Source organism: Flavobacterium sp. DSR3-2, assembly GCF_049896525.1.
In the GTDB taxonomy this organism is placed as follows: Bacteria; Bacteroidota; Bacteroidia; order Flavobacteriales; family Flavobacteriaceae; genus Flavobacterium.
The window spans coordinates 1-23882 of sequence record NZ_JAFCUM010000016.1; the positions used below are offsets into that span (position 1 = coordinate 1).

The 23882-nt window shown below is 33.7% G+C and carries 18 protein-coding genes; 9 read left to right on the forward strand and 9 right to left on the reverse strand.

The features are described from left to right. Positions 1-526: 526 nt before the first annotated feature. Positions 527-5503 (reverse strand): LamG-like jellyroll fold domain-containing protein, encoded by a 4977-nt coding sequence (locus ACP7AV_RS15515; RefSeq protein WP_426092718.1) that lies wholly within the window; start codon positions 5501-5503, stop codon positions 527-529. A gap of 805 nt (positions 5504-6308) precedes the next feature. Between ACP7AV_RS15515 and ACP7AV_RS15520 the strand changes: the two genes are divergently transcribed. After that, positions 6309-6569: an RMD1 family protein gene (locus ACP7AV_RS15520; RefSeq protein WP_426092766.1), complete on the forward strand. Its 261-nt coding sequence runs from the start codon at positions 6309-6311 to the stop codon at positions 6567-6569. Between the two features lie 361 nt (positions 6570-6930). On the opposite strand, the gene ACP7AV_RS15525 is transcribed toward ACP7AV_RS15520, so the two are convergent. The 6 genes from ACP7AV_RS15525 to ACP7AV_RS15550 form a co-directional block, all read right to left on the reverse strand. Further along, positions 6931-7503 (reverse strand): DNA polymerase ligase N-terminal domain-containing protein, encoded by a 573-nt coding sequence (locus ACP7AV_RS15525; protein WP_426092719.1) that lies wholly within the window; start codon positions 7501-7503, stop codon positions 6931-6933. A 94-nt stretch (positions 7504-7597) separates the two neighbouring features. Next, complete coding sequence (locus ACP7AV_RS15530; protein WP_426092720.1) at positions 7598-7963, reverse strand: hypothetical protein; 366 nt, start codon at positions 7961-7963, stop codon at positions 7598-7600. 219 nt (positions 7964-8182) lie between these two features. Further along, positions 8183-9766 carry an MFS transporter gene (locus tag ACP7AV_RS15535; RefSeq protein WP_426092722.1) on the reverse strand — a complete coding sequence of 528 codons (1584 nt, stop codon included), beginning with the start codon at positions 9764-9766 and terminating at the stop codon, positions 8183-8185. 4 nt (positions 9767-9770) lie between these two features. After that, positions 9771-10823 (reverse strand): HlyD family secretion protein, encoded by a 1053-nt coding sequence (locus ACP7AV_RS15540; protein ID WP_426092724.1) that lies wholly within the window; start codon positions 10821-10823, stop codon positions 9771-9773. 36 nt (positions 10824-10859) lie between these two features. Then, the gene (locus ACP7AV_RS15545) at positions 10860-12296 is read right to left on the reverse strand and encodes a TolC family protein (RefSeq protein ID WP_426092725.1); all 1437 of its coding nucleotides are present in this window, start codon (positions 12294-12296) and stop codon (positions 10860-10862) included. A gap of 75 nt (positions 12297-12371) precedes the next feature. Then, a complete protein-coding gene (locus tag ACP7AV_RS15550) occupies positions 12372-13190 on the reverse strand; it encodes a helix-turn-helix domain-containing protein (protein WP_426092726.1) in 819 nt (272 codons plus the stop codon). Between the two features lie 157 nt (positions 13191-13347). Between ACP7AV_RS15550 and ACP7AV_RS15555 the strand changes: the two genes are divergently transcribed. The 8 genes from ACP7AV_RS15555 (at position 13348) to ACP7AV_RS15590 (ending at position 21170) form a co-directional block, all read left to right on the forward strand. Next, positions 13348-14862: a succinate CoA transferase gene (locus ACP7AV_RS15555; protein ID WP_426092727.1), complete on the forward strand. Its 1515-nt coding sequence runs from the start codon at positions 13348-13350 to the stop codon at positions 14860-14862. A gap of 509 nt (positions 14863-15371) precedes the next feature. Then, the gene (locus tag ACP7AV_RS15560) at positions 15372-15755 is read left to right on the forward strand and encodes a hypothetical protein (protein ID WP_426092728.1); all 384 of its coding nucleotides are present in this window, start codon (positions 15372-15374) and stop codon (positions 15753-15755) included. A 356-nt stretch (positions 15756-16111) separates the two neighbouring features. Further along, positions 16112-17146 carry a zinc-dependent alcohol dehydrogenase family protein gene (locus tag ACP7AV_RS15565; RefSeq protein WP_426092729.1) on the forward strand — a complete coding sequence of 345 codons (1035 nt, stop codon included), beginning with the start codon at positions 16112-16114 and terminating at the stop codon, positions 17144-17146. Positions 17147-17575: 429 nt separating this feature from the next. Further along, positions 17576-17908: an ArsR/SmtB family transcription factor gene (locus tag ACP7AV_RS15570; protein ID WP_104000459.1), complete on the forward strand. Its 333-nt coding sequence runs from the start codon at positions 17576-17578 to the stop codon at positions 17906-17908. A 19-nt stretch (positions 17909-17927) separates the two neighbouring features. Next, positions 17928-18398 carry a DUF6428 family protein gene (locus tag ACP7AV_RS15575; protein ID WP_426092730.1) on the forward strand — a complete coding sequence of 157 codons (471 nt, stop codon included), beginning with the start codon at positions 17928-17930 and terminating at the stop codon, positions 18396-18398. Between the two features lie 15 nt (positions 18399-18413). Next, positions 18414-19049 carry a low molecular weight phosphatase family protein gene (locus ACP7AV_RS15580; RefSeq protein ID WP_426092731.1) on the forward strand — a complete coding sequence of 212 codons (636 nt, stop codon included), beginning with the start codon at positions 18414-18416 and terminating at the stop codon, positions 19047-19049. After that, positions 19049-20104: an ACR3 family arsenite efflux transporter gene (arsB, locus tag ACP7AV_RS15585; protein ID WP_426092732.1), complete on the forward strand. Its 1056-nt coding sequence runs from the start codon at positions 19049-19051 to the stop codon at positions 20102-20104. Before ACP7AV_RS15580 ends, arsB begins: the two co-directional genes overlap by 1 nt. A gap of 7 nt (positions 20105-20111) precedes the next feature. Continuing rightward, the gene (locus ACP7AV_RS15590) at positions 20112-21170 is read left to right on the forward strand and encodes an ArsO family NAD(P)H-dependent flavin-containing monooxygenase (RefSeq protein ID WP_426092733.1); all 1059 of its coding nucleotides are present in this window, start codon (positions 20112-20114) and stop codon (positions 21168-21170) included. A 353-nt stretch (positions 21171-21523) separates the two neighbouring features. On the opposite strand, the gene ACP7AV_RS15595 is transcribed toward ACP7AV_RS15590, so the two are convergent. Both ACP7AV_RS15595 and rocD read right to left on the reverse strand, forming a co-directional pair. Next, positions 21524-22486 (reverse strand): arginase, encoded by a 963-nt coding sequence (locus ACP7AV_RS15595; protein ID WP_426092734.1) that lies wholly within the window; start codon positions 22484-22486, stop codon positions 21524-21526. Next, positions 22486-23769 (reverse strand): ornithine--oxo-acid transaminase, encoded by a 1284-nt coding sequence (rocD, locus tag ACP7AV_RS15600; protein WP_426092735.1) that lies wholly within the window; start codon positions 23767-23769, stop codon positions 22486-22488. The genes ACP7AV_RS15595 and rocD overlap by 1 nt, the downstream gene beginning before the upstream one ends. Between the last annotated feature and the right edge of the window lie 113 nt (positions 23770-23882).

Below are 23882 nucleotides of genomic sequence, written 5' to 3' on the forward strand. Positions count from 1 at the left end.
AAACTACACCCTTTATTGGGTTATTCAAGCTTTTTAAACACTTTTTTTTGACCTTTTCTTAACTTTATCTTTAACTAACTGATATCATGTTTTTTGAAAGAACAAGTTTTTTAAACAAAACTACAATCAAATACACCTTAAACTCGTTTTCTTGTCAAAATTCCCTATTCCACTAATGAAAGATTACCTTCAATAGCATTTCTTGGTTCAGCAAATCTTGATGAATTTAAACATTATTGCATTATTTGTAGCTCATCACTACGCTTTGCTTCATCAGATGTTACTTCAGTGCTATTATTCAAGCACAAAATTAAACTAACAAAGGGTTTTGTCCCATACATTATATTGTGCTATTACTTTTTTAGTCCTATATATAGGGTAACATAATATATCGTGTGGAAGTAATTTTAAAACTAATGGCGTTCGTGGCAATCAATCTTAATCTTAAAAAAATAGTCGAATATATCTCTTTAAATCCTTATCATCAACTATTTTTTTACTCTATAGAATATCATCGTGAAAGCCACTATTGCTTTATTATTTTTTTACTGATTACACCTTTATCAGTAAATATTTTTACTATGTAAACACCACTTTGTACATTGAAAGGAATTTCCACTGTATTACCATTTGGCACCTTTTTAAGAGTACTTAGCTGTTGACCGACGATATTGTAAATTGAAACTTCTATAATATCTACTGATTGATTTTTACTAATAACTAATTTCTTTTTTATTTCACTATTGTAAACAATTATCAGCGATTCCGGCAATTCATTTTCGCTTGTTCCAAGTGCTTTATCTGTTTGAAAAGTTAATTCAAAACGAGAATTATATGTTCCTGCGGATAAATTAACAGCTGCAGGTTCTTTGGTAATATCATAGTAAATTGAAGTTTCCTTATCGTGAATATATACATTTTGATTTGCGGGTAAAAATTCCGCAGTATCAATGACAAATTGAACATTACCTGTTATATCTGTTTTTACTCCTAGTGGATACGATTTAGTAACATCGAATGAACCAACACCTTGAATAGTATATTCGGCATTATTAATCAAAAAATATAAATCATTTTTTTGTGTGTCAATCTGATAACCATCATAACCTCTATCCACTCCATCAGTCGCCAGATCATTCATGAATCCGATTAATAACTGTCTGTGATAATTATTTGCTGTGTTAAAACCTAACCTGATTTTTGTATTATAGTTATTATAAATTACATCATTACTATTGTCTTTAAAGTGGTCAATTATAGCTGTTTTATCTTTCTTTTTTGGCACCATTTTAAATAATGTATTGGAAATTGGCAGAGACAAATCGTCAACATCATTTTCCTTTACAAAAGCCCGTTGATTATTATTAAAAATAATTGGTATAGCTCCAACAATCCCTAGTTTTCCTGCTACAAAAAATCCTTGACCAACCGGGATATGTTGGTATGATAATTTAGTACTTACCCCTACACCTGCAATTCCTGCTGGAAAAACTGGAGGCGTTCCTCCGGTTAAAGTCAATGTAGCATAACCACCAGTATATCCTCCGACTACGTGAGTATTGTTGTCCGGAGAATGTTGCCAAAAATAAAGTTCTCCAGAAATAATGCCATCGATCGGGCCATCAATAGTGTTAATATTATCATTTATAAATTTATAGGCGTCTAAAGCCGACGGATAAGGATTACCTACCAAAAATAAGTTATCCGCCAAAACAGAATTACCTATAATAAGGCCGTTGTAGGGTTTTCCTATAAATGTATAATTTTGAGTTAAAGAACTATTGGCATTTACAGCTCCTGCTCCTTTTAAAGTAAATCCTTGAGAAGGTAGAATTGTAGCGGTGCTTTCATCAAAATGTACCCAATCGGAATATTGTGTACCATTTTGAAATTTATACAACCAATATCTCGCCAGGCTTAAAGGTGCGGTACTTCCATCATATCCACTTACCCAATTAATATTTGCAGGAGTTGTTGTAGACCCATCTTTAAACACAGCATTTACGGTATATGCATTGTTGTTAGTAGTGGCATTTATTGGCCCTACGGGAGATGACCAATAATTATAATTATATTTATTAACAGTACCTTGTTGGTCTCTTTTTATAAAACCTTTACTGGTAGCATCCAGTTCACTATTGAGCGTCTGCACTAATTGAGAACGTCCTTTTAAATCAAGTAAACCATCTAATTTTAAATAATGTGAAACTTGAACCTTAGTATCATTATTTGCTGATAGCGTTTTATAAGTTGTGGCATCAGTACCTTCTACAAATAATCCTAAAACAGTTTTGTTTCCTATTGAAGTCACATTGTTTTTAATTTTAACGATATTTCCATTTACTGTCAAATCACCAGGAACTATAGAAACAGCATTGGGAATAGTTTGAATAGCACCATTTTTCCACATTGCTGAATTAGTTCCATTCCACTCTCCGTCAGCAACAGTTTCGTAAGGCAACGGTGCTGTTTGGGCATTTAAAAGCTGCTTGTTTTTATTTAAATATTTAATTCGAAGAAAATTGCGCTCATCTGTCAATCCCTCAACAGTTGTACCATAGAAAGCATTAAAATCATAGTATGCTTTTAGTGTCTTCCAAGTGATTGCTTTTATTTCATTGCTAGATATATTTTGAGGCAATACTTTTCCATTGGCGTTAAGACCAAATTTTTCAATTTCCTGATTCATTAAATAATTTATCTGATTGGCCGATAATGCCATATCCCATATGTTGATTTCGTCTATTTCTCCCCTAAATGGATTAATTATATTATTCTTATCAATATAAAGTGAACCAACGGAAAATCTGGAAAAATTAGGTGATGGATTTTGAAGGTTAAATTTAGAAAATTCTATCACACCATCTATGTAAAAGTCTGCTGCTCCTGCATAATACACTGCAACAATGTTATGCCATTTTCCATCAGCAATCGCAGTATTTGATTCAAATCTTAAAACGCCATCCCAATATGCTTCTACTTTATGTTGTGCATTTAAACGTAATTCTAAATTAACACCTTTGCTAATTATAGTCCTATTAGCAGTACTGCTCCCATCATTTCTTAACCAACAACCTATTGTAAATGAACCGCTGTTAAGGTTTAATGCATATTCTCCCACCAAAAAATCTTTATCAATTGTATTGGCAGTGCTGTTTACTAATTGTTTAGCTTCCTTTTTAAGTGCCTTCCCAAAAGTAAAATACTTAATACCATCAAAATCATACCATGTTTGATACGTTTCGCTTCCCTCTTTGTTTAATATTGCAACTCCAGCTGCAGTCTCATTCCTTTTTAAGGGAATTATATCAATGATATCACCATCTCTAAAAAGAGGATTATCACTTACAATTAAAGCATATTCTTCAGTTACAAGTCTTGGAAATGCACCAAAACTACTAAATGCATTACCCGGAATACTTATAAATACATTTTCAACATCGCCGTTAACGTCACTTTTAGTTTCAACAATTTTCCATTTTTTATTGATTCGAGTTGTCGAGGTAGTTAGTTCTGCTGCTAATGTTGTTACATTGGGAAATGCCACTGCTGTATAAGCACCTCCATCAGACCCCCAAGCTAAAAAATCGCGATCTTTTTTAAACTCATTTATATTAGCATTGTTAGTTGTCGCAATAACTCCTAAACCTATAGTTACTTCATTGGGATCATTACTGCTTTTAGACTGCTTTTGATACAAATCAGAAGCAACATCCTTACCAATTCCGGTAATGTTATAGTTGTAACCGCTATTAGCATTAACGTCCCAAATAATAGTTCCCCCTGAATCGAGATAATTTTTACTGGTTCCGTTTACTCCTAAAGTGATACCATATTTTATGGCAAGGTAGGTTTCAATCTTAGGACGATTGGCATCAAGCACACGTGAAGCGTATGATATTATCTCCGCCACTCGGCCGTTAAGGGTTCCATTAACAGTGCCGCTATTTATATTTTTTCCAATATTATAAGGAGTTCCTTTCCAAATATTAGGTGTTACGCTCGTATCGTTGTAACCCAAATTAGAATAGGACAAACTGCTTGTTACAGATCCTATAGCATTAGTATTAAACAATAAATCAACACCATCTGAAGCTGTAGTCGATTTATTTCGTGTATTAATAATCCCTGCTTTAGAATAATTTCCAACATTGTCTGCTACACTATAGAAACTTCCACTATTATTTTGCCATTGACTGAACCATAATCTTTCATTTGCAAAACGTGTTGTAAAATCACCAAAACCAATCCCCGTGTGCTCGTTTGCAATAATTGGATAAGTAGGATTTGAAGCAGAAGTACCAGAAATAATAGTCATTGGCAAAGTTGTTCCGTCGACAGCAACATCCGGTTCCATGACTATAAAAGTTTCATGAGTATAATATCCGTTGTCTGTGTTATACATAAATTGATTGCGTGATGCGGTATTTTCGAACTTTACAACAGGATTAAAATTAATGTTAGCACTTTCCGCATCAACATAAGTCGGTTGATTAGCAACGGTAGTTTGTGCAGCATCTTTCCCCATTGATCCCAAATCTCTCCATAGTGGAACACTGTAATTAGTACTCAAACCTATAGGCAAAGTAATTCCTCTGGTAGATTTAAGCCACAACCTAAAGTCTGGATTTCCTCCTCCTGGCCCGGTTACGCTTGGATTAAATCCTTCGCCACTTATGACAAAAGTATAAGGAGTTTTTGTAGCATCATTACTAGGAATTGAAATTATAGCCGATTTAATTCCTGGAGATTGCGGCTGAAAAAGCACCACAAAATATGATGCTCCACCAGGCATAATAACATTAGAAGCAGCCGTACCAACAGCCGAAGGATAAGGTGTTGGTTGAACTATTATCATAAAATCAGTGGAAGGCAATCCTATTGCAGGATTATACCCAAAACATGTTAATGGGTCAAGTGTTAATGGACAAGTACCAGTATTAGTAATTAAAAAATTTCGTGTAGTGTTTGCACCAACGGTTACTGTGCCAAACAAAGTACCATTAGACGATGTGGGAACAGTTTGTCCATTAAGAATGGGTTGTGTTGGCGTGCCTCCCAAAACAGAAATGGAAGGAGCATTCGTGTAAGTTATTGTAAAAGAAAAGGCTGGAAAATTTTTGGCATTAGAGTTTATAGTAACCACAGTAGATTGTGGTGAAGTATTACAGGCAAAATTATTTTTTCTTATTTTAAATACGCTTTTTTCACCTTTTTTAATATTGAATTGAGAAACTGGAGATGAAATTACAAAATTGGCATTGCTTAATGTGACTTCGGGGTTTGACAATACCAATGATGGATTTCCGCTCCCATCAGGAACGTTAGTGATCGAAAATGCAATTTCAGTTGAAGCACCGAAATTTACAGTTGCTGCATTAACAATATTTATAGGTGGATTTCCATAACTTACTTTAATTACTTGATTCCCTTGAGAAAAAAGTAACAGAGACGAAAAAAGTGCAAATGCAACTAATAAATTTTTAAGGTAATTTTTTCTCACTCTGGTATTTATTTATTTGTATAATTATCAACTATTTTGGGTCCTAAATTAAAAATTTTAATACAAAAAACAAAAATAAAAACAAAATTAAATCGACCATCGGCAATATTTATCGATTAAGTACAATAATTTGGAGTTTTTAAGTTGAAAATTAAATATTATAACTATTTATTTACAAGTTTACATTCGGTTGATAGTTTAGTTATCAGGCATTTACGTGAAATAAAATTTTTATCCTCTGTATTTACGCTGTTTTTTATATGATTTGGAAAAATTTAAGTCAATTTCTTTTAATATTCACTGGGATTGATTTTAACATATAAAAGATGTCAAAAGAGAACAGTAAACAGCTTTGTAAATCAATCAATTCTAGTTACATCGCTCTAAAATTTCATCAAATTGGTATGAAGAAGTTTGATAATGACAATTTGAATTAGTGCTTTTCAAATTAAAGAATCTTTTAATATTAAGAAATTTCGCTGGTACCTTATTGCTTAAATATATTCGGGATCTTTTTCCACAGAATTTTATGCAATGGAAAATTCCAAGCATTATTTGTATGTTTTTGACTGTGGTGTACTGGTTTTACCTAACTATGATTCGGCTGCCAAGAGTGAATTGATACGTTTATAAAAATTACGCGAAGAATTGGGTGAATTTATATTTATTCGAAGAATACCAAATTGACACTGATGATAGATTGTAAAAAATAATTATATGATTATTTCCCAAATTGACTCTATCTGTATTACCTATTGTGATGCGCAATATTGGTCAATCTGTAGCATTATATTAATACGAAGTTCTGACTAATACACTAATTACATCGTCAAAACATTATATTCTAAAATTGGAACGACACGGAAAACTTGGTATTTCAAAAACCAATTTACTTAAATACATTGGTAAAGTTCTAAATGTAAAAAATAGTATAGAAGAAAATTTATACATTCTGGATCTCCCCAATTTAGTGAGGGAGAGCGAGGAATTGAATCTCTTTAAACGACATCTGAACCTCAATTTTGATAGTGTTACCAGGTTTAAAGACTTGGATAACCGTCTATAAATCGTAGAAATAATCTTACCCTTTTTACGGATGTGGTAAATGTGCGGGAAAGTTATCGTCTGGTATGGGTTGTGATTATTAATTGTCCTGAAGATTGCAATTGCCTTGTTTTTTCATTAAAATTGAACTCGTTGGGTACAATTATTTAAAATTAAGAACTCCGAAAAGAATTTAAAAATAAACACATAAATTCATAGAAAAAAAGAACAGGACAGCCCAATTCTTTGGTAACGAAGCTATGTTTTACTATAATAGAGTGAAACGTCTTAATAGAAATACATAAAAAATATGTTTCTATGCGTTAAAAAAAAAGAACTTGAATTACACCCAACGGGTTAAAATTGAACTATCATCTTAGAAATTATTTATCAAAAGCCTCCAAAGGCAAATTAGAAATCACCGATTTATTTTCATTTAAAATATCGCTTTCAATAGCAAAATCATCCTTTTTCTTTATCAACAGCCAGGTATTTTCCTGTTTGGTTTTTAATTTTACCAACGCAAATTCCCCTTTTAATTTTTTCCCTCTAAGGATAAAACTAAGGTGTCCCTTTTGTAAATCAGATTTTAAAATAGTTTCAATTTTATGTTCATTTTGTTCTTCAGCCAAAGTATACGTTCCGTTATCCCAAACGATTACCTTCCCTGCTCCATAATTCCCCTCTGGAATAGTACCTTCAAAATCCTTGTAACTATGGGGATGATCTTCTACCATAATCGCAAGCCTTTTATCAGCTGGATTCATAGAAGGCCCTTTGGGTATCGCCCAACTTTTTAACACACCATTCATTTCCAATCGAAAATCATAATGCAAATGGGAAGCTGCATGTTTTTGTACCACAAAAACAAGTTCCTTTTTAGATTTTTCAATTTTCTCTTCAGGTTCCGTTGTAGAATCAAAATTGCGCTTTAGGTTATATTTATGCAAAGACATAATATATGATTGAATTGAATGAGAAATTTATGCGACTCGTGTCCTGTAAAAATTTATAAAAGCGACATTTTAAAAAATTAGCTTTTAAAAAGTTTTAACTTTTTTTTCCATCATTCTCATCCAGATTACTATGATTATCCCCTCCAATCCCGTAATGGTTGTTTTCTTCATCCTCACTTCCTACATCCTCAAGAGCATCATCTAATTCAGAGCCCGGAATATCTAAATCACCACCCGAAACATCTTCTTCAAAATCTTTTTCATTCAGTTTACTGACATTATCGATTTCAACGGGCACTTTATTTTTAGATATATCTTCAGGATCTATATCCGATTCCTTTTTAAATTGGTTATAAATATCCTCGCTTGGCGGATACAAAAGAAAATCCGGCACTTTATTTTTATCTTCCTTGTCCGATTTTTCTTTAGCAGAACCTAATTTGTCGTTACTTTTTTCCATTTTACTATTTTATTTAATTGATTTACAATACACTAAGTTAATCATTTTTAAACAAAAACGCCTTTTATAAATAGTAAAAATCATTAAATTGTAAAAGGATTTTACAGTAAGAAAAGAGATTTTGAAAACCTTATTGAATTATAAAAAACGACAAAAAATCAGTAATTTAATGTTGAAAATTTGGTTGTTAAAAGATTTTAACAAACCACACCAAACTTTTTAATTACCCCAAATTCTATTTTTGAAAACGTCAAGTGTTTGTCTTAAATGCTGATTAAGCAGCAGAAAAATAACGACAATAAACATAAAGTAACCCATAGCGGTAAAAATTTCCATATTGGACAATAATATCGATTGTTTTGAAACCGAACTAATAATTTGTTTCATCGCTAATTTATTGGAATCATCAAACGTATATCCTTTAGCTACAAAATTTTTGGTGAGTTGTTCGACACGCCTTTGTGTCTCCGGACTTTCGGGAAGAACAAACTGTCGGAATTTTGTAAAATGCGTACTTTGCAAAAACCATCCTGCGTTTTGAATAATCGCGAATCCCATTATACTTCCCCAAAAACGGCCTGCAACTCCTACAATTCCAGCAAAAGGAGCATAATGTTTAGGAACAGCCGATACGGTGAACAATACTAACGGAACAAATAGTACCCCGACCGCGACTCCCTGCAACATGTAAGGAATAGCGATATCTGCCAGCGAGGCATCAGGCACAAAAAGAAAGGTAAACCAGAAATGAAAAACGGCAAAGAGTGAAAATCCCAATATAAAAATATATCGCGAAGCTACAGATTTTGCCAGAAATATTCCCGTAAGAATCATTCCAGTTACAACTCCTATCATATTCAGATACTGAACATGTGCTACTCTGGAAGGCTCCCAGTTCCAAACCACATACATCGTGCTGTGACAAATATTTAAAGTCGATCTGACAATATAAAAGACCACAGACAATAACAATCCGGTTCGCAAATTTGCATACTGAAAAACTTTCATGTCAAAAGTAGGACGAGTAACCAGCATTTGTCGGGCGATAAAAAAACCTCCTGTGATTAAGGCGACAATAAGCGCAACTATAATTTGGGATGATTCAAACCAATATTTTTTTTGACCATAAACCACAAAATAACTCCCACATATGATGGCGGTAAGCACAAGAATAAAACTGGCCCAATCTATTTGATACAACGGAATTTTTTTATAATATCGATTGTTATTGAACGTAATCATAACCAAAGCCACGCACAAAATTTGAAAAAAAGCCGAACCTAAAGCCATATATTTCCAATCGTAATTTTCAAGCAACCAAACCGCAATATTCATTATAAAAGGTGAAGCCAGCATCAAAGCTCCATAATTAAGGGAAAAACCAATAATCACGGCATTTTTTGACTTAAATCTTGAAATCAAAAATAATCGCAAAGGCAAAACAGGCAACGCCATCAAAATCCCTTCGACCACTCTTAGGATAATAAACAAAGAAAAATTTTCCGTGTAAGCTGTCAAAATAAATGTAAAGGCTGCCAGACCGTAAATGACTAGGAAATATTTTTTGGTTGGAAAAAACTTAAAAAACCTACTTTCAATGAGTAATGTAGCCAGAAAAGTCCCGTAAGTAACACACATCGAAAACTGCAAATCTTCGACTTCCACATCCAAAAAACTCGCTGCATACGTTACATTAGAAGTATATACTCCCAATAAAACCATGGAATGCAGCATGCAGAAAAATATAATGGCAATAATAGCCCAATTTGGAACCCAGGATTTAAAAATACTTACTTCTGACATCTGATTATTTGTGTTCGGCTATAACCGTAACATTCATACCGGCTCTAAGAAAGTCCGTTTGTGCATCACTTACTTTTAATTTTATTCTAACCGGGATTCTTTGTTCTATTTTTATAAAATTACCCGTAGCATTATCAGGAGGTAAGAGCGAAAAACGTGCACCACTGGCAGGAGATAATGACTCAATGATGCCGGTAAATTTTCTTCCACTAATTGCATCTGCTTTCATTGTAACTTCTTTTCCAACAGATAAATACTGCAGCTGCGTTTCCTTAAAATTAGCTGTAATCCACTTTTCCTTGCTAACGATAGAAACTAAGGTCTGTCCTTCTTTTATCATTTGTCCCGGCTGAATCATTTTTTTTCCCACCCATCCATCATACGGAGCGGTAATTATGGTGTAAGAAAGAAACAAAGTGGCATTGTCAGCAACCGCTTGTTTGGACTGAATTACCGTCTGAGCAGCTGGGATTTTAGCGGAAGCTTCAGCAGTATTTAATGCCGCCGATTGAATGGTGTTTGCTATTTCCTGATAATGCGCCTGTGCCAATTCATAATCCGCTTTTACTTTTTCAAACTGTTGATCTGTAGCCGCGTCCTGGCTTACTAATCCTTTGTAGCGATTGTATTCCAATTTTGTTTTCCAAACTTCCGTTTTTGCAGCTTGCAACTGAGCCTGTCTAACTGAAATTGTATTAGAAGTTGTTGCAACATTTTTTTCGATCACCATGCTATTGCTTTTTGCGTTTTCAACATCTGCCAGTGCCATGTCTAAATGCGCTTTGTATTCCCTGTTGTCAATTACCAGCAGCGTATCACCTTTATGAACAAATTGGTTTTCATTATAGCGCACTTCTTTAATAAAACCCGTAATTCGGGCCATAATTGGTGTTACAAATTGATCTACCTGAGCATCATTAGTTTCTTCGTGATTTTTATTAAAAATATAAAACCAAATTCCTAAAACAATTCCGCCAACAACCAAAATACTGGCAATCAAGGTGATTAATCTATGAAATGATTGATGAGCTCTTGACGAATTCTGTACTTTTACCATGTAAATTGGAAACTAAATTATATTAAATTGAAATTATTATTTATTAAGTAATCCTGCCGTATGGAGCAATTCATAATGTTTCATAGCAGCATCTATTCTAGTGGAAATTTTGTTGAATTTTGCCTGAAGCAGCGCGTTATCAGCGTCGACCATTTCCGTAATCAAGACCAATTGGTTCAGGTATTTTACTTTTACAATGCGATAATTTTCATTGGCTAAATCCAATGCTTTGTCCGTAACCGGCAGCTTATCCAGTATTTCCTGATATTGAGTATGATTTTTAAATACTTTATCTACCATTTCATTTTTAACAAGCTCTAAATCATTTTCTTGCAATTCCACTTTTAAATTGGCAACCTGAACTCTCGCTTTATTTTTATACAAACCAGATAAATTATAAGTAGCTTCCACTCCAATTTGTCCAATGGTGTAGAGATAGGGACGATTCAAAGTAAATAACATATAGTCGGGATATTTCAGATTATAATTTCCAAAGAAACTCACCTTAGGATAAAAATTACCTTTCACCATTTTCAACTCTGTTTTTTTTACGTCTACTTTTCTACTAGAAATACGCATTTCTTCGTTTTGAAGGGTTTCTTCAAAATAGAAATCATAGTCTTTCAATGGAGCTGTATCGAGTAATCCTGTTGTATCGATAGTAATTTCAGCCTCTTCTGGTAACTGTAAAAGAGTTTTTAAATCTTGAAGTGCAATGCTAATATTTTTTTTATTGGTTAATGAATTGAGTTCTCTGTCAGACAATTGCAGTTCAGAACGCAACACTTCATTTTTAGTAACGGTTCCAAAGGTTTTAAAAGCCTTCACTTCTTTTAATCGTTCCAGTTCTTCTTTTATACTTTCGTTAATGATTTTCTGGAGTTCCATCATTTTATAAATGCCCAAAAAAGTAGCGGTAACTTGCAACTGAATGTCATTTTGTGTTTTCTCTTCCTTGATTTTGGCAATTTCATTTTCCTCTTTCGACTTTTTAATCGCATTATTGATTCTGTTACCTGCATAAATCGGCATATCAAAATTTGTGACCGCATCATATATTACAGTTCCAGGTTGTGGAGTATAGGTATGTTTATCCGAGAAAAAACTGCCTTCGTATTCCGTCAGATCTGATAATCGGGAATACATTGCATTAAAATTAAGTTCCGGTAAACGAAGATCTTTTGTTACGGCAATTTCTTGTTCTGAAATACGCTGTTCTATATGAGATTTCTGAATGGTCTTATTATTTTCTTTAGCGATTTTTAAAGCATCATTTAAAGAAATAGCAGTAGTTGATTGCGCTTGCACTGACATTATTCCTTGAAAGAAGAGGAATAACAACAAGGCATTTTTTGAAAAATTAATTTTTGTTTGGCTCCAAAGAACCCTTTTTTTAAGAAACATAATATAGATAAAGGAATAGGTTGCAAAGTTCCCTAATTTAATCCATGCCTCAAAATCAACTATAGCCAACTATTTATCCATTTCAGACAAATAAAAGTCTATGAAATTATTAGAACGATTGCAGAAAATGAAGGTTAAAAAAAATTACTTTTTTAATATTTCGATCCCTTTTAAATAATCAGAAGGGCGTTGTCCTAAAATCTTAAAAAATGTATTACTAAAGGTTGGAACACTATTGTAACCTACTGCCTGCGCAACTTCATTAACAGATAATTTTTTTTCAAGTAACAATTCAATTGCTTTTAAAATTCTTCGAATGGTAAAATATTGAATAAAGGACATGCCTAAATCTTTTTGGAACAAGCGATACAAAGAGCGCTCACTAAACCCAAATCGGTTGGCCAAATCAGAAAACATAATAGTTTCTCCCAAATTTTTATCTAAATAGATAATGATTTTATGGAGACGAATATCCTTTGGCAAAGGCAACGATAATGGTAAATTCGTAAGACATATTTCAGGCAGAATGGCTTTTATCGCGTTGGCAATAGTAAAATTTCTAGTTCCCTTTTTCAGGTTTCCATTCCATCGATTTGTGAAAAGCATCATTTGCAACAACAAATCATTAATGGGATAAATACCTTCTTTTTCATAAAAAGAGTCTTCATCTAAACCTATTGGGAAATACAGATTGCGCATCATAACATCCTCAGAGTTCGGTTGAATACTATGTTTTACGCCTCCCGGAATCCAAATAAAATGACGTGCCGGAAGAAAATAAGTTTTGGTTTCCGTAGTAACGTGAACAATACCACCTTCAGAGTAAAGCATTTGTGCTTTTTCATGCTTATGGGTTGGAATCATTAATTCGCCCATTAAATCATGGTGGCAATAAATACTTTTTTTTTCGGTATCGACCTCTTTAATGTAATATTTTTCTTCTAAAGCTTTAGATGGACCCATTGTGACTGAAATGAATATTTTTATGACTTATCAGGATATTTGTCCAATTCTTAATTTTACTAAAATTGTATATGATTTAAACTAAAATATAATTATTGTTTTAAATCATTATCAAAACATCAATTTTTTGTTATTTTTTTATTAAAAACGCACAATTATGCAGTTGGACAGAATTAGATTTCAAAGTTACAAAGACAAAGTTATTTCTGCGCAAGAAGCCGCTTTATTTTTCAAAGACAAAATGACTATCGGAACCAGTGGATTTACAAAAGCTGGTGACAGTAAAGCCGTTTTACCTGCTTTTGCCGAAAGAGCAAAATCAGAAAATATTGGAATCACATTGATTACCGGTGCTTCTTTAGGTCATACCACTGATGCTGATTTGGCTAACAATAACGCTTTATACAAGAGAATGCCATTTCAGGTTGACGCCACCTTACGAAAAAAAATAAACGAAGGAAAAGTACTTTTTATTGACCAACATTTAAGTGAAACTGTCGAACTTTTAGAGAACAAACACCTTTCGAAAATTGATATTGCGGTTATTGAAGGCACGTATATCGATGAGAATGGAAATGTAATTCCAACAACCTCAGTGGGAAATTCAGCTACTTTTGGGCATACTGCCGATAAAATTATCATCGAAATAAATATTTCCATGCCTCTTGAATTCGCCGGAATTCATGACATTTATATTTCAAAAAGTTATCCCAATCGAGACGTTTTAAACATTACGGCTACGGATGACCGAATTGGAACTAATTATATCACTATCGATCCTAAAAAGGTCATTGGAATTGTTTTTACAGAAATTCCCGATAGTCCGGCACAAGTAACTTCAATAGACCCGAAAACGGCTGCCATTGCCAATCATTTATTGGCTTTTTTTGAAAATGAAATCAAAGAAGGTCGTTTAACCAATTCATTAATGCCATTGCAGGCTGGAATTGGAAAAGTGGCAAATGCGGTCATGTCTGGCTTTGCCAAAGGAAATTTTGAAAATTTAGTGATGTATTCTGAGGTCTTGCAGGACAGCACGTTTGAACTCCTTGACAGCGGAAAATTAAATTTTGCTTCCGCTTCCTCCATAACCGTTTCTGAAAATTGCTATAAAAACATTCTTGATAATTTTGAAAAGTACAAAGACAAAATTCTCCTTCGTCCGCAAAATATCAGCAATTCAGCGGAAGTGATACGAAGATTGGGAGTTATAGCCATAAATACAGCCATCGAATTTGATATTTATGGGAATGTAAATTCTACCCATATTTCAGGGACTAGTATGATGAATGGCATTGGCGGGTCGGGTGATTTTGCCCGGAATGCCTATTTAAGTATTTTTGTCACCCAATCATCTTCAAAAGAATTTAATGCCATTTCGCATGTTTTACCAATGGTGTCCCATGTTGATCATACCGAACATGATGTTGATATTTTAATCACCGAACAGGGAATTGCCGATTTAAGAGGGCTTGCTCCCAGAGAACGCGCCAAAATTATCATTAAAAATTGCACGCATCCGGAATACAGAGAAGAATTATCAGATTATTTTGATCGTGCTTGTTTGCGCGGTGGCCACACACCGCATATTTTAGAAGAAGCTTTTAAACTTCATTCCAGATACATTGAAACTGGCAGCATGAAACAAAACTGTTTAGTTGAATTACTCTAGCACTAGCACTCACATCTTTTCTAACATCCCCAAACACACTTGATTGTTCGGGGATGTTTTTTTTAATCAATCCATTTTTTATAGCTTAAAATCTGCCTATATTTCTATTTATTACAACATAAATGACTAACTTTAAGGGACTTAATGTTTTTTCTTTTTTATACAAAAAACTATATTTTTAATTTATAAAATAAAAAATGGCGGAATAAAAGAGATTGTAATTCCGGAAACATTTTTAAATCGTGAAACCGATATTAAATTAAATCGTTGGGTGTAATTAATAAAAATTTTAATTAATCATTAATGAAAAATTTGAACCACATAGAAACATAGAAAAAAAGAGTAGAACAGCCTAATTCTTGGGTTCACATAGCTATGGTTTTCTCTAAAAAAGCGAAACGTCTTACATAATTTTAAAATCTATGTTTCTATTTGGTTAAAAAATTAAACAAATTGAATTACACCCAACGGGTTAAATTAATCTCAAACTATTTAAAAACGTATAAAAAATGGACACTAAAAAATCAATTTATCAGTTACATGAAGAACATAAAACTTGGCTAAACAAACTTTTGTTTTATAAGGATGAGCTTGTAATTATGTCTAAGCGAATTAAGGAAGTGGCGGAAAAGAATACTTCAAAAGAGGTTCGTTCTTTAACGGATCATTTTAACAATCAGCTGATTATTCAAAAGGAACAAATTGATATCTTAAGCCATGATATTAAAAGTCACGAATTGTACCTAGAGTCAGCAGTAAATGATAACCCTAATGCGGTTGATCATGATAAATTTTCAGATCATAAAAACCACAGAGAAAGTATTGCAACTTTTGAAAAACTATTTAAAGATTTAAGAGAAGAATTGATTGATTTTTTATCAAAATGGATGTAAGCGAGATAATTTACGGAAATTAGAACCATATTTTTTCAAAAAAAAGGTTGAACTCTCTTTCTTAAAAGATTTTTATTATTGGATGTACTACATTAAAATATGAGCTTTCGACGAAAAATACCAATATAAATAGATCGAAATATTTATTTAAAAAAATGATTTATATCATAGAATTTAACGAGGAAGCAAACGAACTTTCGACAGTAATTTTCTTGATTAAGAAATTATTTATTAACACAAAATAGTTATAATTAATTCTAATCTTTTTTTAGATAACAAGATTTAATATACTTAAAGCCTGTCCAATAATGGATAAACAACTCTCAAATAAAAGTAAAATGGTTAAGACTAAAACAATGAAAGCTCTAGTTTATGACGGTCCTGGAAAAATACAATTAAAAGACGTCCCACTACCTAAAATCGAAAAAGCGACCGATGTATTGGTAAAAATACTTAAAACCACGATTTGCGGAACAGACTTGGGAATTTTACATGGAAAAACCCCATCGGTAAAACCAGGAACAACATTGGGACACGAAGGAGTTGGAGTAATTGAAGAAATTGGAACTTCCGTTAGGAATTTTAAAAAAGGAGACCATGTAATTATCTCCTGCATCACTTCTGATGGATCCTGCGAATATTGCAAAAAACAGCTGTACGCTCATTGCGAGGATGGTGGCTGGATATTAGGACACCTAATAAACGGTACTCAGGCAGAATATGTTCGTATTCCTCATGCAGATAACAGTCTCCATCTTATACCAAAAGGCGCTGACGAAGAAGCTTTGGTAATGCTAAGCGATATTTTACCTACAGGACATGAAATCGGCGTGATTAACGGCGGTGTAAAACCCGGAGATACCATTGCAATTGTAGGATCTGGACCTATAGGAATGTCAGCGTTGCTTACTGCCCAGTTTTATTCGCCTTCCAAAATTTACATGATTGATATGGATGAAAATCGTTTAAAAATGGCCAAAAAATTTGGCGCCACAGATACGATCAATTCAGCAAAAGAAGATGTCTTAAAAAGAATATTAGCCGAAACTAAAGATGGCGTTGATGTAGCTATTGAAGCAGTTGGAATTCCAGCTACTTTCGATATATGCCAAAAAATTGTTCGCCCCGGTGGTCACATTGCAAATATTGGAGTACATGGAAAACCGGTAGAACTGCAAATTCAAGATTTGTGGATTCAAAATATTACAATAACAATGGGGTTGGTAAATACAAATACTACTCCAATGCTACTGAAAACAGTTTCCTCTGGAAAATTGGAACCCGCCAAACTAATTACCCATCATTTTAAATTAGACGAAATCCTAAAAGCCTATGAAGTTTTTGGAAACGCCGCGAAAGAAAAAGCGATGAAGGTAATTATTGAACCCTAAAATCTGATTGTGACTTTGTATTTATCATTAACCCGTTGGGTGTAATTAATGAAAATTTCAATTAATCTTAAATAAAAAAATTGAATCACATAGAAACATATAAAAAAAGAGTTAGACAGCCCAATTTTTGGCTTCACATAGCTATGATTTTAACTAAAAAGTAAAACGCCTTACATAATTTTAAAATCTATGTTTCTATGTGGTTAAAAAATTAAACAAATTGAATTACGCCCAAAGGGTTCATCATTATATATTATGTGAGCAAATCGCACCTTAATTTTAAAATCATTCAAAAACTAAAAGGTAATGCAATTGCGGTCGAATTTTAGTCACTCCTACTCGATTGCATTGCTTTTTAATTTTAAATTAACGTCAAAAAATTTGTTGCTGATTTTTATTATCGTAATATTGCAATATAAATATATAACGATGGGAATTACTAAATCAGAGCATTTCACAGACGAGCAAAACGAATTGGCAACATTGGCGAAAGCTATTGGTCATCCTGCACGTATTGCCATAATCCAACATCTAATAAAAGTAAACAGTTGTGTGTGCGGTGATATTGTAAACGAGCTGCCACTAGCCCAACCTACAGTTTCGCAGCATTTGAAAGAACTAAAAAATGCCGGACTCATAAAAGGCAATTTTGAAGGGGCTTCCATTTGCTACTGCCTAAATGAAGAAGGCTTCGAGAAAATCAAAGGATTTTTTAAAAACATCAATGACTATTTAGAAAACAAGAAAAATCAATGTTGTTAATTTTTAAATTACAAGAATCATGAAATTATCAGAAATTAAAAAACAATTGAGCACGTTGGACAACGTTGCTTTTGTATTGCCGAACGGAACTTATGTTCCAGAACATTTTCATGTAACTGAAGTGGGTTTAATCACCAAAAACTTTATTGATTGTGGTGGAAAAATTCGAAAAGAAACCGTTGCTAACTTTCAATTATGGGACGCCAATGATTTCGAACACCGCTTAAAACCGCAAAAATTATTGGATATAATTGAATTATCTGAAAAAATTTTAGGTATCGAAGATTATGAAGTAGAAGTAGAATTTCAAGCAGAAACTATTGGTAAATACGATATTGGTTTCAACGGAACAGCATTCACTTTGTTAAACAAACAAACAGCTTGTTTGGCCCAGGATCAATGTGGCATTCCAGTCGAAAAACAAAAAGTGAAGTTATGCGAAATCGTTAGTCAAACCAACAGCTGCACTCCAGGTGGAGGTTGTTGTTAATTTTAAAACGGTAAAATGGAACAAACCAAAACCATCCTATTTCCAGAAATAGAAAAAGTAATCGGTACTTTGGATTTTGAAACAATAACAGCAGCACGTAAAATCGTTTTGCAACCGCTTATTGATTTTATTCAAGATAAAGTAACGAACAAACAAGAAATTCGGCTGAACTTAATCTGCACCCACAATTCTAGAAGAAGTCATTTGTCTCAGGTTTGGGCACAAACCGCAGCGGCACATTTCAATATAAAAAATGTATTTTGTTATTCTGGTGGCACCGAAGCAACGGCTTTATTTCCTGTGGTTACCAAAACATTGGAACAATCGGGATTTAAAATTAAAACCATCGCAGCAGGGAATAATCCGATTTATGCCATAAAATATGGAGAAAATGAACATCCAATTATTGGTTTTTCCAAAACGTATGATGACGATTTTAATCCACAAAGAGAATTTGCAGCGATATTGACTTGTTCACAAGCGGATGGTGGTTGCCCATTTATTGCAGGTGCCGAAAAGCGTATTCCAATGACTTTTGAAGATCCAAAAGCATTTGACAATACGCCACAACAAGCAGAAAAATATAAGGAACGCAGTTTACAAATTGCAACCGAAATGTTTTATGTGTTTTCACAAATAAAATCATACTAATGAAAGTACATAAAAAAAGATTAAACTTTCTCGACAGTTACTTGACACTTTGGATATTTTTGGCAATGGCAATAGGAGTTTCCATTGGATACTTTATACCTTCCAGCAGTGGTTTCATCAATTCCTTTTCCAGCGGAACAACGAATATTCCACTGGCAATTGGATTAATATTAATGATGTATCCCCCATTGACTAAAATTGATTTTTCAAAAATTCCTTTGATGCTTGAAAAACCAAAATTACTGACTGCTTCTTTTTTTATAACCTGGATTGTTGGTCCATTTTTAATGTTCTCATTGGCAACATTCTTTTTGAAAGATTATCCGGAATACATGATGGGTTTAATTATAATTGGGATTGCGCCTTGCATTGCAATGGTAATTGTTTGGAATGAATTAGCCGAAGGAAACAGAGAATTAACCGCTGGATTAATCGGAATTAACAGTTTGCTTCAAGTGTTCTTTTTTAGTTTGTATGCCTATTTCTATTTGGAAATCATGCTGCCATTAATTGGAATAAAAGGGTTAGAATTAAATATTACGATTGCTCAAATTGCTACAACAGTCGGAATTTATTTAGGAATTCCATTTGCATTAGCAGTAATTAGCCGTTATTCCATAAAGAAATTCATTGGAGACAAATGGTTCAATCAAAAATTTATTCCTTTTGTTTCTCCAATTACGTTGATTGCGTTGCTTTTTACGATCATCATTATGTTCAGTTTAAAAGGTGAAATGATAGTCGACTTGCCACTAGATGTGATTAGAATTGCCATTCCACTTGTCATTTTTTTTACCATTATGTTTTTCCTGATGTTCTTTGTTTCCAAAAAAATTGGAGCAAATTATAGAGACGCCGTTGCGCTTTCATTCACGGCATCCGGAAATAATTTTGAGTTAGCAATTGCAGTTTCCATTGGTGTTTTTGGAATTAACAGCGGACAAGCGTTTGCCGGAGTTATTGGACCGCTTGTAGAAGTTCCCGCCTTGATAATTCTGGTTAATGTTTCTTTTTGGTTAAGAAAAAAATATTACGCTACAACAAACGTAAAGTAACGTTATTATGCAAGAAATACTGGATGTTATTGTTATTGGTAGCGGACAAAGCGGATTGGCTTGCGGGTATTATTTACGACGCCATAAACTCAACTTTCTAATCTTGGATAAAGAAGAAAAATGTGGTGGTGCTTGGCTTCATGCTTGGGACAGTTTGACACTTTTTTCTCCTGCTGAACACAGTTCTTTACCGGGTTGGTTGATGCCAAAATCTGAAAATCTGTTTCCTTCAAAACAAGAAGTAATTGATTATTTATGCCAATACGAAAAGCGTTACGAACTGCCAATAGAGCGCTCCGTTACTGTAGAAAATGTAACTTCTGAAAATAAAGTATTTAAAATTTACACCAATAAAGGAATCTATTTTTCAAAAGCAATTATTGCTGCGGCGGGAACTTGGAACAATCCTTTTATTCCAAAGATTAAAGGAATAGATACTTTCAAAGGAATTCAAATCCATTCCGCCCATTACAAAAATGCAGAGCAGTTTAGGAATTTAAAGGTACTGGTAATTGGCGAAGGAAATTCAGGAGCGCAAATTGTAGCCGAAATTTCTAAAGTCACCTCCGTGAAATGGTCAACCAGAAAACCACCACACTATTTACCGGATGAAGTGGACGGGTTTTATCTTTTCAACGTGGCAACCGCCAAATACAACGCTGAAAAAGAAGGGAAACCATTCAATGCGGCCAATTATGATTTGGGAAATATTGTAATGGTCCCACCAGTTCAGGAAGCTCGATCCAGAGGAGTTCTTATTTCAAGTGGCAGTTTTGAAAACGTTTATGAAAACGGTGTGATTTGGTCTGACGGATCTAAAGAGGATTTTGATGCGATAATCTGGTGTACCGGTTTTGGTTATGCGACCTCTTTCTTGAAAAATATCGTTTCAACAGATGAAAGAGGCATCATAAAAACCGAAGAAAGCAAAGCAACTGAACTTCCCGGATTGTGGCTTGCGGGTTACGGCAGTTGGACTGGTTATGCATCCGCAACACTTATTGGAATAAATAGAAATGCCAAACAAACCTGTAAAGAAATTACTGAATATTTACAGAAAAACTAAATCTGTTTATTTGAAAATAAAATCAATACCGAGATTTAATCTCTTTATTGCCTATAATACATTTCAACAACCTCCGTTTTGAATTTATTTTTGAGCCATGCAGTCAACTTTTGTTTTTCGGTGGTATTTAGATCTTTTTTACTTTCATAAAGTACTACAGTAATCACTTTTTTAGTATTCTTATCTTCATTAAAGACATGATTCGCAGTAGCAATATTTTCAATTCAGGAAACAGTATTTATGTATCATTCAAAATAGCATTGTTATCAAATTTTAAAGAAGTAATTTGACTTTGAAGCTAGAAAATAATCAAATCTTTCTCACTCATCGTTTTATCCAGTATTCTAAAAAAACTATTCAACAGGATTAACAAGTTCTGAAGTTATGGCCTCTAAAACTTCAAATGCAGTTTCTGCCATTTTATTTCCTTTGGTGTCCAATAATGGATTAACCTCCACAAATTCGATACAAACCACTTTTTTGGTTTGGATAATCTGATTGATGATTGCTATAATTTCATATTGATCAAAACCTTTAGGAACCGGCGTTCCTGTTCCACAAGAAATCATATCACAATCCATGGAATCCACATCAAAAGAAATATATAATACCTCACAGTGCGATAATTTAGACAACGCTTCAGCGACACATTTCTGCAAACCTCGATACCTTAATTCATCAACTTTATAATTTTTGATATGCAATTTTTCAATTTGCTTGTCCTCCTCTTCTTCAGTATCACGCACACCAAAATAAATCAGATTTTCAGCCAAAACTTTTGGTCCTTTAAAGCCAATATTTTTCATATCCTCCCAATGCTGTTGTGTTTCAGAGGGAACTTCGTTATTCTGACAACTCAAATTATCATCGCCAAGGGCAGCAGACAATGGCATTCCATGAACATTTCCAGATGGTGAAGTGTAAGGCGAATGCAAATCGGCATGCGCATCAATCCAAAATACGCCAATATTTTGCTCAGGATACGCCGCTTTGATTCCGCTTAACGTTCCTAATGCCGAAGAATGATCTCCCGATAATACAATTGGAAAATAATTCCCTTCAATATTTTTCTTTACCGCATTACAAACTCTGGTGCATTGCTCTACAACGTGCTCAATTCTTTTAGCTGAAGAACTTCGATTTTTATCATATATTGATTCGTTGTGCGTTTTGACATCTTCAAACTCAAATTGATTAAAATAATCACTGTTTTTATTAATTGCTGCAATCTCGATAGCATCAATCCCTAAATCAGATCCTCGTGTACCTGCACCAATATCAGATCGGTTCTTTATTAATTTTATCGTTTTTCCCATTATCTGAAATCGTTTAAAGCTCTTTCAATAATAGCCAAACATTCGTGTATTTGAGATTCCGTAATTACTAATGGCGGAGCAAATCTAATTTTGTTTCCGTGTGTTGGCTTTGCCAATAACCCATAATCTCTAAATTTCATACAAATATCCCAAGCTAAATCGGATTCTTCATCACTGTTGATAACGATGGCATTCAATAAGCCTTTTCCTCTAACCAATGTAATTAAAGGATTTCTGGAAGCGATCTCGTTAAGTCCAGTTCTTAAAACTTCACCTAAGTAAGCGGCATTTTGCGCCAAATTTTCCTCTTTTACCACTTCAAGCGCTGCAATGGCAACAGCAGCAGCAATAGGATTTCCTCCAAAAGTAGATCCGTGTTGTCCCGGCTTAATTACGTTCATAATATGATCATTCGCTAAAACTGCTGAAACTGGGTAAACACCACCTGAAATAGCTTTACCTAAAATAAGAATATCCGGTTTTACTTCCGGATTGTTTTCACAACCTTTTTTGCATTCACAATTTCCACAAGTTGCCAATAATCTTCCGGTTCTCGCGATTCCCGTTTGTACTTCATCTGCAATAAATAAAACATTATGTGCCTCACAAAGCGCTTTCGTTTTTGCTAAATATCCTTCAGAAGGAACATAAACTCCAGCTTCACCTTGAATAGGCTCGACTAAAAATCCTGCAATATTTGAAGTTGATTTCAATACGTCCTCCAATGCTTCAACATCATCGTATGGGATTTTAATAAATCCTTCTGTGAATGGTCCAAAGCTTTTACGTGCATTTTCATCATTCGAAAATGAAATGATAGTAGTTGTTCTTCCGTGGAAATTGTTTTCACAAACGATAATTTGTGCTTGATTTTCAGGAATTCCTTTTACCTCATACGCCCATTTTCGACATAATTTCAAAGCGGTTTCCACAGCTTCTGCACCAGTATTCATTGGCAATACTTTATCAAAATCAAAATACTTGGTTACATATTCTTCAAAAGGTCCTAATTGATCATTATGAAAAGCACGTGAAGTCAAGGTCAATGTTTGTGCTTGTTTTATCATAGCACCAACAATTTTCGGATGACAATGCCCTTGATTAACGGCAGAATATGCTGATAGAAAATCAAAATATTTCTTTCCATCGACATCCCAGACATAAACGCCTTCGCCTTTTTCTAAAACCACAGGTAATGGATGGTAATTGTGCGCACCGTATTGATTCTCTTTTGCTATCAACGCTTCAGATTTTGAAGACAGGTTTTGCTCTGTATGTGTCATGATATTTCGAATTTACTATTTGAAAAAACAAAATTACTGTTTTTTTTTAATTTACCAATAAAATAAATATTTTGACTTTTAAAAAGATCTTATGTAAAAATATTTATTTAATT

Bases quoted from the DNA above. Each gene is read 5' to 3' on its own strand.
- ACP7AV_RS15525 (WP_426092719.1), bottom strand. From the start codon at position 7,503: ATGTCTTTGCATAAATATAACCTAAAGCGCAATTTTGATTCTACAACG.
- ACP7AV_RS15530 (WP_426092720.1), bottom strand. From the start codon at position 7,963: ATGGAAAAAAGTAACGACAAATTAGGTTCTGCTAAAGAAAAATCGGAC.
- ACP7AV_RS15535 (WP_426092722.1), bottom strand. From the start codon at position 9,766: ATGTCAGAAGTAAGTATTTTTAAATCCTGGGTTCCAAATTGGGCTATT.
- ACP7AV_RS15540 (WP_426092724.1), bottom strand. From the start codon at position 10,823: ATGGTAAAAGTACAGAATTCGTCAAGAGCTCATCAATCATTTCATAGA.
- ACP7AV_RS15550 (WP_426092726.1), bottom strand. From the start codon at position 13,190: ATGGGTCCATCTAAAGCTTTAGAAGAAAAATATTACATTAAAGAGGTC.
- ACP7AV_RS15555 (WP_426092727.1), top strand. From the start codon at position 13,348: ATGCAGTTGGACAGAATTAGATTTCAAAGTTACAAAGACAAAGTTATT.
- ACP7AV_RS15560 (WP_426092728.1), top strand. From the start codon at position 15,372: ATGGACACTAAAAAATCAATTTATCAGTTACATGAAGAACATAAAACT.
- ACP7AV_RS15565 (WP_426092729.1), top strand. From the start codon at position 16,112: ATGAAAGCTCTAGTTTATGACGGTCCTGGAAAAATACAATTAAAAGAC.
- ACP7AV_RS15570 (WP_104000459.1), top strand. From the start codon at position 17,576: ATGGGAATTACTAAATCAGAGCATTTCACAGACGAGCAAAACGAATTG.
- ACP7AV_RS15575 (WP_426092730.1), top strand. From the start codon at position 17,928: ATGAAATTATCAGAAATTAAAAAACAATTGAGCACGTTGGACAACGTT.
- ACP7AV_RS15580 (WP_426092731.1), top strand. From the start codon at position 18,414: ATGGAACAAACCAAAACCATCCTATTTCCAGAAATAGAAAAAGTAATC.
- arsB (WP_426092732.1), top strand. From the start codon at position 19,049: ATGAAAGTACATAAAAAAAGATTAAACTTTCTCGACAGTTACTTGACA.
- ACP7AV_RS15590 (WP_426092733.1), top strand. From the start codon at position 20,112: ATGCAAGAAATACTGGATGTTATTGTTATTGGTAGCGGACAAAGCGGA.
- ACP7AV_RS15595 (WP_426092734.1), bottom strand. From the start codon at position 22,486: ATGGGAAAAACGATAAAATTAATAAAGAACCGATCTGATATTGGTGCA.
- rocD (WP_426092735.1), bottom strand. From the start codon at position 23,769: ATGACACATACAGAGCAAAACCTGTCTTCAAAATCTGAAGCGTTGATA.